The sequence below is a fragment of the Agrobacterium sp. LY4 genome, assembly GCF_001526585.1.
Classification (GTDB): domain Bacteria; phylum Pseudomonadota; class Alphaproteobacteria; order Rhizobiales; family Rhizobiaceae; genus Agrobacterium; species Agrobacterium leguminum.
Map to the genome: position 1 here is coordinate 106,334 of NZ_ASYA01000005.1, position 11,585 is coordinate 117,918.

Sequence of the window (11,585 nt, forward strand, 5' to 3'; positions counted from 1 at the left end):
CTGCCTGGCAAGAAACCATGTCTACGCGTTGTGATCGCACGCTCAACGGTCGCATCAAATAACAAGGAGCCGGGTCTGGCGGACGGACCGGCGTTCAGCAACAGTATAGACAGCGCGATGAGGATAGAGGGCTCCCTAGTCCTCCCAGCAACGCTCAACGCAAACGCCAGATTCCCCTCGGTAAGCGATGCCTATTCCGGTCGTCGCGAGGATCGACGAATAACAACGCAACTTCGTTACGCCGCCCCTTCCCTTTGACCATACACAGTGTATGGTGGTTTGCAATTAGGTCGGGGCCGCCATGTACAGATTCTCGTGTTTCGCATTGATCGGCCTGGGCGTCCTGCATCTGATCGCGCTCGGCGTTGACGCGGCCATTTACGCGCCCGGCTGGCTAGAGGGCATTCTTTGGACGTTCGAGCATTGGGCAGGGGTTGAGGATCAGCGACGGGATCTGGTTTTAGCCGGATTTGCATTCTGGTCGACGGTGGGAAGCATCGGGGTCGCGTTCGTCGGGCTGGGCTACGTCCTGCTCTGGATCGACGATCAGGGCCTAACGGCGCCGAGGCTCCTCATTGAAGGCCTCGTCGCATGGGCGCTCATTGCCACCCTGCTGATGCCCCCGAGTGGATTTCCGCTGGTTTTGCTAGCCTCGCTCGGACTGCTCACCAAGCAGCGTGGCAATCCGGGGACGAAAGCATGACAAAGCAACCGGCGAAAGCGTCCAAGGAGGATCCGCGGAACCGACTCGGCCCGGAGGAATGGGTCATGGTCGCCTATCAGGCCTTCACCGATGGTGGCGTGGAAGCCGTAAAGGTTGATGCCCTGGCCCGAGCGCTGGATGTGACGCGAGGAAGCTTTTACTGGCACTTCAAGGATCGCGACGCACTGCTCGCCAAGGTCGTCGACCGTTGGCTGCTGGTGGAAACCCTGCGCATCATTGACATGGCCGACGAGGCGGGCGGCACTGCGGCCGACCGGCTCTGGCTCGTGATCGAGAGCGTGCGAAGTGATGACGGCCGCTTCGAGCTCGCGGTGCGCAACTGGGCGTGCCGCAATGCCTATGCCGCGGCTATTGTCCGCAAGGCCGACGAGAAACGGATTGGCCATCTTGAGGGAATGCTGCTCGAACATGGCGTGGCGACGGCGGTCGCCGCGCGGCGCGCCCGCTTCCTCTACCTCGCTTGGCTGGGCCACTACGTCGCCCTGACGGACGCCGGCCTTGCCGAGATGGTCGACGACCTTCGCGAACTCTACCGCCTGATCCTCACCTGATGAGGATCCAGATGCGAATACCTTGTCGGAGAATAAGTTGTTGACGTTTAGGCCCGCCCACGCCGTCGACCTGCCTGAGCTGGAAGCTTTACAAGCCCGTGCCTCATTGGCCGCCGGCGAGAACGTCAACGACCTCATATCCAATCCCGATGCGATGGTGATCCCGCCGGAGAATCTTTCCCTATCGGTTGTCGCGGAGATCAGCGGAGTAGTTGCCGGGTTCTGCACGATCCTGCCGACATCGCTGGATGGAGCAGAGGTGGATGCTGTGTTCGTTGACCCGAAGGCCTGGCGCACGGGATTGGGACGAGCACTGCTGCTGTACGCCGAACAAGAGATCCTGACGAAGGAAACGCGCTCGCTCGGAGTTGTATCCGGAAGGCATGCGGTACCCTTTTATCAATCGCTCGGCTTCAGAGAATCCGGCGTTGTAATGACCCGGTTCGGGCCGGCCGTGCGGCTAATCAAGACTTTGAACTCGGCCTGTGACAGGCCTGCCGACCCACGCGCTGAGCAAACCGAATGAGCGATCGTTTTCTACATCGCCTCGAAACGTCGCAGCACATTACCAAACGGGATTTCCACTTCAGTAAATGATCGGCTTTGCCTTCGGTAGGCGCCGGGCGTCGTACCTGTCATCTTGGAGAACGATCGGCTGAAGGAAGGGACGTCCTCATATCCGGTAGCGTGACATACGTCGGCGATCGTGAGATCAGTTGATTTAAGCAGATGTCTCGCGCGAAAAATTCTTCGCTCGGTGAGCCATTCCTTCGGCGTCAGCCAGATCTCTTCGGAAAATCGCCTGACCATAGTGCGTGGCGATAGAGCCAATCGTTTGGCAAGATCGGCCACGCTAAGACGCATGACATCCCGCTAGGACAGGTCCGCCAGTTCGTCGCGCTCGACGAATGGCGCGGTACCGTCGAAGCAACGCTTGAATCAACGGAACTGGGCAAGCAATTTCCGCTTGACACTTTAATTAACGCGGCCAGGAAACGCTTGTTAAGCCTAGGTTTTCGGATAAGAGGCCGGCGACTGCTGGCCTCTTAGACCGACAGAGTCTTGACCGTGGACGACAGATCAACGGAGTTCTTTCGCCGCCTGATCGGCATGGAAGTTCTTTGGCGGATGGGATCGCATCCGCCACAACTTGGCTCGGATGCGGGGCCTCGTTAAGGCACTCATTCTGTAGACCCCACTCTTCATGCGCAACATTTCGTACCGGTCGTCGGGCCGCAACATGAACTTTCTGACGTAGGCGTTTCTTGGAGCCAGCGATCCCTTGGTTTGCAGCTCGACGGACGAGCTTGCAAAGCCACTTCCAACACGCCCGCGTACAACCGGGGGGAAGAAGCGCAATAGAGCGACATCGGCCTTTCGCCGTCGCTGACCTCGAACGTGAGCTTGGCGTCCGGATTCAGACGAACGTGATCGGAAACCTTGCGGATAATTGCCGAGAACTTTCCCGCCGACATATGTGTCCGATCATCCTCATCGATATCCCACAGTTGGACGAAGATCTCAGACCAGGCCTCAGGATTGGCGCCGCAATCAAGGGCCGAAAACTGCCCGGCCTTGACTTCGGTGACATGATAGCCCGGCCGAACGGAGTTACCCCCATACGTGAAGATCAATTGCGCATCAGGCGCGACTGAGAGGACATCGAGGAGATGACCGAGAGAAATGTCGGACGAATGTGTCTTGCCGTTTGCGTTCATGTACGTTATCCCTATCTCCAATAATTCAAGGATTATTGAATAATGGAAGAACGTCAAGCCCTATTATCATTTGCTGCGCTGTCCCAAGAGACCCGTCTGGCCATTGTCCGTGCGTTGGTCATCGCTGGGCCAGAGGGAATGGCTGCCGGCGCGATCGCGGAACGCATGGGCGTATCGGCGACGAACGTCTCGTTTCATTTAAAGGAGCTGGAGCGGTCGAGATTAATTTCTCAGCGACGAGAATCCCGCTCGATCATCTACAGCGCCAGCTACGACGCTCTCGCCGCTCTCGTCAAGTTCCTGATGGAAGACTGCTGCGCCGGACATCCGACAGTCAGGGAAAATGTCGAGCGTAGCGACGGGTGCTGCGTACCGGCCAATGAGGGTGACGTCGTTGCATAATTCGAAAGTTCCTGCGGGCATCGTATCGGCTCTCGGCCTGACGCAGATTATCGGCTACGGAACGCTTTATTACAGCTTTAGCATCCTTGCACCCGACATGGCGAAAGACCTCGGCCTGTCGCTGGCCGAAGTGTTCGGGGTGTTCTCGGCATCTCTGTTCATCGGCGGACTATCAGCCACCTATATCGGCAAACAGATGGATCGGGTCGGCGCAGCGACGATCATGACTATCGGCTCCGTGCTAGCGGCCCTGACGCTCGCGATTTGCGCTTGGTCGCCTTCGGTCGCCGTCTTCGCAGTGGCGATCATCTTGCTCGAAGTCTCCTCCGGAATGGTACAGTATCAGGCGGCTTTTGCGGCATTGGTCGAGAGCGATCCCAAAACGGCCTCGCGAAGCATCACCTACCTAACGCTGATCGGCGGCTTCGCATCAACGATCTTCTGGCCGATCTCGGCCGCGCTTTCCGGATGGCTGTCCTGGCGCGAAATCTATCTCGTCTTTGCAGGAATGAACCTGTTTCTTTGTATGCCACTTCACTTCTGGATCATGCGCGTCGGCAAATCTGCATCTAGTGGCGATCCATCGGTGCGTAAGCGTGAGACGGTGATCGGGGCAATCCCTCCTCACGCCAGACAACGCGGTATGATCCTTGTGTCATCTGCATTTGCGCTTCTCGGCTTTTCGCTTGCGGCGATCCTCGCCCACATGGTGCCGATGCTCGGGTCGCTAGGACTCGGCGCGGCTGCCGTCGTTATTGGTTCTATCTTCGGCCCGGCCCAGGTGTTGAGCCGTCTTATCAACATGGTCTTCGGGAAGAACCTGTCACCGCCTGGGCTTGCCGTCCTCTCGGCCTTGCTGATCGTCTTCGGTGTCCTGATCCTGCTTGTGACGGATAACTGGCTACCGGGTGCGGTCGCCTTCGCCATCTGCCTTGGGCTCGGCTCTGGTATCAACAGCATCGCGCAAGGCAGCCTGCCGCTTCATTTATTCGGATCGGATGGATATGGCGCAATCACCGGAAAGATGGCCGCCGCTCGCCTGGCAGTCGGTGCTGGCGCGCCATTCGTGTTTGCGGTTGCCATGGAGAATATTGGGTTGAGTTCGGCGCTTATCGCAAACGCCTTTCTGGGTGCCATCAGTGTCGCAGCATTCGTCGCAGTCGCCGCATTGTCCCGGCCAGTTTCGACAACTTCACAGTCACCTCGTGGATAGTGACTTTTGCAACTTTTGACGGCGGTCCTTCAGATAATTTGTGGCAAGCCAAATCTGAGGCATTGACAGTGAGACCATTATTTCTATATTTCAAACAGTATTGAAATTATTGGTCCTAGACCGGCCCAAGGTTCTCAGATGCTGATATCGATCTAAAATTTGAGCCTGAGCAACGACAGACGGGCAATTCCGAACAAGCATACCTGTCCGATCTAATGGGATGGCCAATAATCTGCAGAGCGAATTGAGTTCAACACGATGATCGAGCAACAAATTCTGGATGCGTTTAGCGCGCTGTCTCAGCAAACACGGCTTCGGGTTGTCCGGAAACTTGTGACTGCGGGCCCGGCTGGCCTTGCATCGGGTGCGATCGCAGATGCCGTGAATGTTTCACCTTCCAACATCTCCTTCCATCTCAAAGAGCTCGAACATGCGGGACTGATTGCAGCGCGGCGCGAAGCACGCTCAATAGTCTATAGCGCCAATTTTGAAGCTCTCCGCCTACTCGCCCGCTTCATGATGGAGAACTGCTGCGCAGGCGGGAAAATTGAGTGTTCACCACAGCCAAGCGCCGGCCAAGTTCAAGAGTCGGCCGCGACAACAATACGAATATCGTGAAATGGAGTTAGATATGGCCGACCTACCGGCAGCATCGATTGAATTTGTTCGCCATCCCGACTTGGCAGCGCTTCGCCCCGCATTTTCAACGCACAAGCCACGCATCCTGATCCTGTATGGGTCGCTTCGGAAAATTTCTTTCAGCCGTCTTCTGGCCGAGGAAGCCGGTCGTCTTCTCGAGCACCTCGGATGCGAAGTTCGATTTTTCGACCCGGAAGGGCTACCTCTACCTGATGGCGCGCCTGAAACCGATCCGAAAGTTAAGCAACTGCGTGAGCTCTCGCTCTGGTCAGAAGGTCAGGTTTGGGTGAGCCCCGAGCGCCATGGGGCGATGTCCGGCATTTTGAAAGCCCAGATTGATTGGATTCCTTTGACGACCGGTTCCGTGCGCCCGACGCAGGGCAAGACACTTGCGGTCATGCAAGTGTCAGGCGGATCACAGTCGTTTAACGCTCTGAACCAAATGCGTGTTCTCGGTCGCTGGATGCGCATGATTACCATCCCAAATCAGTCGTCTGTCGCAAAAGCGTGGCAGGAATTCGATGAGGATGGTCGAATGAAGCCATCGGCCTATTACGACCGCGTCGTCGATGTTTGCGAGGAACTCGTTAAATTTACGCTGCTTACGCGTGATGCATCCGACTATTTGACCGACCGCTACAGCGAGAGAAAAGAGGATGCTGCGAAGCTCGAACAACGGGTTAGCTTAAAATCCATCTGATCTTGGCATCATCGGCAGGCGCAGCGCCAGAAGTGACGACATTGGATTGGCTCAACGACTGTATCGAGTCGTGGCGCCGTTTATCAGTTTTGTTCCAGGGCGGTGCGCCCAGTGCTGTCGATTAAACTGGATTTTGCCCGAAGCGCACGATTTCTCTTCTTGGTCCTCGCGATTTGAGGGCCGCTGGTAAAACGGGAGCGGCTTACGGCTCTGCTCTCTCACCTGCACGGCGTGTTCGCAAACAGCCTCCACCGGAATTAAGCATGAGAACTTTTCAGACACTTATCATCGGTGGTGGTCAGGCTGGCCTGGCGACAGGCTGGCACCTCGCGCAGCAGCAGATCGATTTCCTGATACTGGAAGCCTCCGACCGATCCGGTGGTGCCTGGCGCAATTACTATGATAGCTTGGAATTGTTCTCGCCTGCGGGCTATTCCGCGCTACCCGGCCTAGCGTTTCCAGGACCGCAAGGGCATTACCCACAACGCGACGAAGTCGTCGCTTACCTAGACCACTATGCACGGAAATTTCAGCTGCCGGTTCGCACCGGCCAGAGGGTGCTGAACGTTGTCCGCACCGACAACTTTTTCGAGGTCGTCACTGCGGAAGGTCAACGCTTCCGCGCCAAGGCGCTGGTCGCAGCGTCAGGCGCTTTCGGAATGCGTCACGTTCCCTTGATCGAGGGACAAGAGCAGTTTGGTGGGCGCATGTTGCACAGTTCCCAATACCTAAACGCTAAGGAATTCGGTGGACGTCGAATCATCGTCGTTGGCGGCGCGAATTCTGCTGTCCAGATCGCGACGGAGCTTGCTAGCGAGGCCCGTGTGACGCTGGCTACCCTCCGGCCCATTCGCTTTTTCCCACAGCGGATCCTTGGCTTGGACTTTCATTTCTGGGTGAAATGGACTGGCCTCGAGCGAACACGTTGGCTCAACGATCACAGCACGCCGGTCCTCGACAGTGGTAGATATAGGCATGCGATAAAGACTGGACGCGTGCAATGCCGGGAAATGTTCACCCGGATCACTGAACGCGGTGTCGTCTGGCCAGACGGAGCTGAAGAGCAGGTAGATGTTCTCTTGTTCGCGACAGGTTTCCACCCAAATGTGTCCTACCTCAAGGAGCTTGGCGCTGTTGGCGATGACAATCGCTTGGTGCAGCGCAACGGCATCTCGCAGGACGTCCCTGGCCTTTACTTTGTTGGTTTTCCAAGGCAGCGAAACTTCGCTTCCGCTACCTTAAGAGGCGTGGGCAGGGACGCCGGCCACATAACGCCGCACCTGCTCGCTCATTTGCATGAAAGCGATAAAGCTGACAGCAGCCAGCCCAACTAAGCTTCTCGTGATCGTATCGTCAGCACCCTCGCCATCACTCTAGCGATGCAACGAGTTGAGGTATCATATCTCGCGCCGTCCTTCCCGCGCCGAGCAGCGTCGCTGATGCCGCTCCGGTCCAGTTTCCGTAACCGGCAAGCCAAAGGCGAGGTTGTTTCAGCGATTGTCCGTCCTTAACCTCGATCTGACCATCTGGCGTGATGACATCGAGATCACGGAGGTGATCCAGCGCTGGACGAAACCCGGTGCACCAGATGACCGAATCCACATCACTGATTGTTCCGTCCTGCCATGTGACGCCTTGCTCATGAAAACGCGAGAACGGCCGCACAGACCCGAGCGCACCACGGTCTCTTGCGTCTTTGACAGGTGGCACCATGACAATGTCGCCAAGGCCGCCAGTTGGAGACCCATCGTCCTTTTCAAGGGCGCGGGCGGTCGCGCGTTGAAACAGCACGTGCCCATCGACGTCGTCTGGCAAAAAGATTGGAGGCTGAGGCGTCACCCAGACGGTTTTAGCGACCGTCGATACCTCTGCCAGAATTTGGGCACCGGAATTCCCACCACCGACAATGGCGACGCGCTGGCCCGCAAATTCGTCAGCAGAAACATAATTAGCAGAATGGATTTGCTGGCCTTTGAAATCGGCGGCGCCGGGATACGCCGGTATAAAAGGGTGACGCCATGTACCCGTCGTGCTCAAAACCGCTCGTGCTTGCCACCGTCCTTTATCTGCGATCACTTCCAAAGTCCCATCAACGCTTCTGACCGACGTGACCACCATGGGGCGCTCTATAGGAAACTTATATCGCTCCTCGTAGCGCGTCAGATAATCGATCACCTCACTCTTCGCCGGATAGCTAGCTTTGGTTCCCGCTGGCATCATCCAGCCGGGCAGCGAACTGAACGATGCCGGTGAAAACAGATGGAGCGAATTCCATCCATGTCTCCATGCGCCACCCGGCCCATCCTCTGCATCGAGCACCACGAAACTGAGGCCGGCGCGACGCAGGTAGTAGGCTGACGCCAGGCCTGCTTGCCCGGCGCCAATCACAACGACATCAAAAGTTTCGGAAGACATTGCGGTTCCTCCCCGTTTTATTCTGCGGGGCTGCCTGCCGACCTGACAAAATACTTTCGACCCATCCAAAGCGCCATTTGCACCAGAAGGATCAGAACCGGAACTTCCACGAGAGGACCGATCACCGCAGCAAAGGCAACCGGAGAGGCCAGACCGAATGCTGCGATGGCAACGGCAATCGCGAGCTCGAAATTGTTACCTGCGGCTGTGAAGGCAACGGCGGTCGTACGCGGGTAGTTGGTACCGACCGACTTCGCCATCCAGAAACTGACCAGAAACATCACGATAAAGTAAATCGTCAACGGGATCGCAATCATTACCACGTCACCAGGCAGTTTGACGACATCGCCGCCCTTGAGGCTGAACATCGCCACAATGGTAAATAGCAGCGCAGCCAGCGTGATCGGGCTGATTTTCGGCAGGAAAACGTTCTCGTACCAATCGCGACCTTTGCTTGCGGTCAAGATGCGGCGAGACAGATAGCCCGCGAGGAACGGGATTCCGAGATAAATCAGCACGGCCTCGGCGATCGTCCAGAACGACACGTCGATAACGCTACTTTCGAGGCCAAACAGAGGCGGCAAGAAAGTAAGGAAGAACCAGGCGTAAACGCTGAAAAACAGAATCTGGAAAATCGAATTGAAGGCGACGAGGCCCGCAACATACTGGTTGTCACCCTTGGCAAGCTGGTTCCAGACCAGCACCATGGCGATGCAGCGCGCAAGACCGATCAGGATCAGGCCTGTCATGTATTCGGGATAATCCCGTAGAAAAATTACCGCCAGAGCAAACATCAGGACCGGACCGATGATCCAGTTCTGTAGCAGGGAAATACCGAGGACACGCTTGTCGGCAAAGACCTGCGGCAACTCGTCAAAGCGGACCTTTGCTAAAGGTGGATACATCATCAGGATAAGGCCGATGGCTATCGGAATGTTGGTCGTTCCGACGGACAGGCTGTCGAGCGCGGCTGGCAGACCGGTAAAAACTGTGCCGAGAAGCACGCCGAGTGCCATGGCTGCAAAAATCCAGACCGTCAGGTAGCGATCGAGGAAAGATAGGCGAAGTGTTGGTTCCTTGGGACGCATTGGCGTTCTCCCTGGCAAAGGAACATCGTCCGCAGTCTTCACAGGAAGATTGCGGTGACACGAGTTCGGATTGAAAGTTTCAGACTAGATGACGCGGCGGCCGGCTTCGTCGACGACGACCTCACCATCTTCCTTGGTAAAAGCCGCCCTCTGTTCGGACGGCAAAATATCGAGCACGGCTTCCGATGGACGGCAGAGTTTAACGCCCAACGGCGTGACGACGATCGGACGGTTGATGAGAATAGGATGCTCCATCATAGCATCGACAAGGTGCTCATCCGTCAAAGATGTGTCGCCGAGCCCGAACTCGGAGTACGGCGTTCCCTTTTCGCGAAGTAATTCGCGTGGGGAAATCCCCATGCGAACAATCAATTGCTCCAAGAGCGGCCTGGAGGGCGGCGTTTTAAGATACTCGACCACATGCGGTTCGATGCCCGCGTTGCGGATCATGGCCAGCGTATTGCGCGAGGTGCCGCATTCGGGATTGTGGTAGATGACGATGTCAATTTGGTTGCCCATAACGATTGGACCCTTTATCAAATGAATCTGAACTGCGTCGCCAGCAGCCGACGCCGACGCGCTCTTCTCATGCACAGTGTGCCGGCAAGACCGGGAAGCACCAGCCATCGGCTCTCTTTTTGCTCACCTTACCGTCCAGGATATTAGGCTGAAGTCCGTTCAGGGCTGGTGGACCCTTCTGTGGTGCCAATCTGCCGTAGCCTGGTCTCGAGCGCCATGCGATCAAGTGATTCCAACGGCAGGCTGAGAAACGCCGCGATCCTGTTTTTCAGGAAACGGGCCGCCTGGGCGAAAGCGCGCTGCACTTCCATCTCTGAGCCTGTAGCGGCTGCGGGATCTTCGATACCCCAGTGAGCGGTCATTGGATGGCCGAGCCAAACCGGACATGCTTCACCCGCCGCGCTGTCGCAGACCGTGAAGATGAAATCCATCTGCGGAGCACCCGGCTCGGCGAATACGTCCCAACTTTTCGAGGAGAAGCCGGTCGACGGATAACCAAGAGCGGCCAACTCCTTGAGAGCATGCGGATTGACTTCGCCCTTTGGCTGACTGCCAGCCGAATAGGCGACAAACCGGCCAGCGCCTTCCTTGTTGAGAATCGATTCAGCCAGTATTGAGCGCGCCGAGTTTCCCGTGCACAGAAACAGCACGTTGAATGTCTTTTCGGTCATGAGAGTACCTTTTCCGGGGTGCAGCATGGAGTGAGTTCAGCGATGAGCGGCGCGCAGAGTTCCGCGTTGCCGCCACAACAATCCTTGAGGAGAAAAAGCGTCAATTCTCGCAGTCTCTCCATCTCTGCACGGTACGTAATGACCCTGCTCCGACGCTGAGACGACACCAGTCCTGCACGTGACAGAATGTTAAGGTGCGCGGACATCGTATTTTGTGGCACGATAAGCGCACGGGCAATATCGCCCGCCGGCAAGCCATCGGGCTCGTGCTTGACGAGAAGACGAAAGGTTTCGAGCCGGGTTGGCTGGGCGAGTGCCGCGAGGGCGAGAATTGCGTTTTCCTGTTCCATATATCCAGATTACTGGAAATGTGGACAAAGTCAATTGGCTCGGTTTTATTTTACCGTCTACCAGCTGTCCCCATGGGTGCGGCGTCGAGATGGAAGGCGGGGCCAGAACAGAACAGCCGCTTGAGGATCGAAATAAATTGGCCCGGGGGATACATAATAGATGCAACGACGCGCTCATCTCTTTTTAGAGCCGGCTGCTTCAGCGCATTGAACGCTCCCGTCACGACTGCAATCAGCAGCGCCGCCCTAAGAAGCTCCCAGGAACGACGCGGATGCGTGAGGCGTTTATCCGATGCGCGATGCCTGGAAAGAAAACTCACTTGGTGCGCTTCGCTGATCAGCCCATGGCGCACGCATACGGAAAGCACAATACGTGTGCGAATGAAACCAGTTTGCAGTGTTCGGATTTCCGAACATCATTGAAATAAATGCCGTTATTTTGTGCAGTATAGATTGATTAATATGTTTTATTTATAATATAAATTTTTGCTACATAGCAGTATTCGGATTTAATCGGAGCCAGCATTTGCTTATTGCTACATATATAAACACCTATAAGCTCTAATATGATTCTTTTATGACAATAATATCGAAA

General features: G+C 56.2%; 15 protein-coding genes. 8 read left to right on the plus strand and 7 right to left on the minus strand.

All coding sequences use genetic code 11. The features are described from left to right. The first annotated feature begins 301 nt into the window (after positions 1-301). The 3 genes from L904_RS27640 (at position 302) to L904_RS07505 (ending at position 1,801) form a co-directional block, all read left to right on the plus strand. A complete protein-coding gene (locus L904_RS27640) occupies positions 302-703 on the plus strand; it encodes a DUF6463 family protein (protein ID WP_020810051.1) in 402 nt (133 codons plus the stop codon). 65 nt (positions 704-768) lie between these two features. Beyond that, positions 769-1,275, plus strand: coding sequence for a TetR/AcrR family transcriptional regulator (locus L904_RS07500; protein ID WP_162144079.1), 507 nt, complete (start codon positions 769-771; stop codon positions 1,273-1,275). A 40-nt stretch (positions 1,276-1,315) separates the two neighbouring features. Then, positions 1,316-1,801, plus strand: a complete 486-nt coding sequence (locus L904_RS07505; RefSeq protein ID WP_156428574.1) for a GNAT family N-acetyltransferase — start codon at positions 1,316-1,318, stop codon at positions 1,799-1,801. 11 nt (positions 1,802-1,812) lie between these two features. Here L904_RS07505 and L904_RS26815 read toward each other — a convergent pair whose 3' ends face one another. Both L904_RS26815 and L904_RS26820 read right to left on the minus strand, forming a co-directional pair. Next, a complete protein-coding gene (locus L904_RS26815; RefSeq protein ID WP_162144080.1) occupies positions 1,813-2,127 on the minus strand; it encodes a helix-turn-helix domain-containing protein in 315 nt (104 codons plus the stop codon). A 350-nt stretch (positions 2,128-2,477) separates the two neighbouring features. Continuing rightward, on the minus strand, positions 2,478-2,993 hold the full coding sequence (locus L904_RS26820; RefSeq protein ID WP_020810054.1) for a DUF6428 family protein: 516 nt from the start codon (positions 2,991-2,993) through the stop codon (positions 2,478-2,480). A gap of 42 nt (positions 2,994-3,035) precedes the next feature. Between L904_RS26820 and L904_RS07515 the strand changes: the two genes are divergently transcribed. From L904_RS07515 to L904_RS07535, 5 genes are all read left to right on the plus strand, one after another. Beyond that, positions 3,036-3,395, plus strand: a complete 360-nt coding sequence (locus L904_RS07515; RefSeq protein ID WP_020810055.1) for a helix-turn-helix transcriptional regulator — start codon at positions 3,036-3,038, stop codon at positions 3,393-3,395. After that, positions 3,373-4,608 carry an arsenite efflux MFS transporter ArsK gene (gene arsK, locus L904_RS07520; protein WP_031233835.1) on the plus strand — a complete coding sequence of 412 codons (1,236 nt, stop codon included), beginning with the start codon at positions 3,373-3,375 and terminating at the stop codon, positions 4,606-4,608. The genes L904_RS07515 and arsK overlap by 23 nt, the downstream gene beginning before the upstream one ends. Before the next feature lie 258 nt (positions 4,609-4,866). Beyond that, positions 4,867-5,226: a helix-turn-helix transcriptional regulator gene (locus tag L904_RS07525; RefSeq protein ID WP_020810057.1), complete on the plus strand. Its 360-nt coding sequence runs from the start codon at positions 4,867-4,869 to the stop codon at positions 5,224-5,226. Between the two features lie 13 nt (positions 5,227-5,239). Further along, complete coding sequence (gene arsH, locus L904_RS07530) at positions 5,240-5,947, plus strand: arsenical resistance protein ArsH (RefSeq protein ID WP_020810058.1); 708 nt, start codon at positions 5,240-5,242, stop codon at positions 5,945-5,947. A 263-nt stretch (positions 5,948-6,210) separates the two neighbouring features. Continuing rightward, a complete protein-coding gene (locus tag L904_RS07535) occupies positions 6,211-7,281 on the plus strand; it encodes an NAD(P)/FAD-dependent oxidoreductase (RefSeq protein ID WP_020810059.1) in 1,071 nt (356 codons plus the stop codon). A 34-nt stretch (positions 7,282-7,315) separates the two neighbouring features. Here the strand turns inward: L904_RS07535 and L904_RS07540 are convergent, their stop codons facing one another. The 5 genes from L904_RS07540 to L904_RS07560 form a co-directional block, all read right to left on the minus strand. Then, entirely contained in the window at positions 7,316-8,362 is a 1,047-nt protein-coding gene (locus L904_RS07540) for an ArsO family NAD(P)H-dependent flavin-containing monooxygenase (protein WP_020810060.1), read from the minus strand. 17 nt (positions 8,363-8,379) lie between these two features. Continuing rightward, a complete protein-coding gene (gene arsB / locus L904_RS07545) occupies positions 8,380-9,450 on the minus strand; it encodes an ACR3 family arsenite efflux transporter (protein WP_020810061.1) in 1,071 nt (356 codons plus the stop codon). 84 nt (positions 9,451-9,534) lie between these two features. Then, entirely contained in the window at positions 9,535-9,969 is a 435-nt protein-coding gene (gene arsC / locus L904_RS07550; RefSeq protein ID WP_020810062.1) for an arsenate reductase (glutaredoxin), read from the minus strand. 143 nt (positions 9,970-10,112) lie between these two features. Next, positions 10,113-10,640, minus strand: coding sequence for an arsenate reductase ArsC (locus tag L904_RS07555; protein ID WP_020810063.1), 528 nt, complete (start codon positions 10,638-10,640; stop codon positions 10,113-10,115). Next, positions 10,637-10,990, minus strand: coding sequence for a helix-turn-helix transcriptional regulator (locus tag L904_RS07560; RefSeq protein WP_020810064.1), 354 nt, complete (start codon positions 10,988-10,990; stop codon positions 10,637-10,639). The genes L904_RS07555 and L904_RS07560 overlap by 4 nt, the downstream gene beginning before the upstream one ends. Positions 10,991-11,585 lie beyond the last annotated feature (595 nt).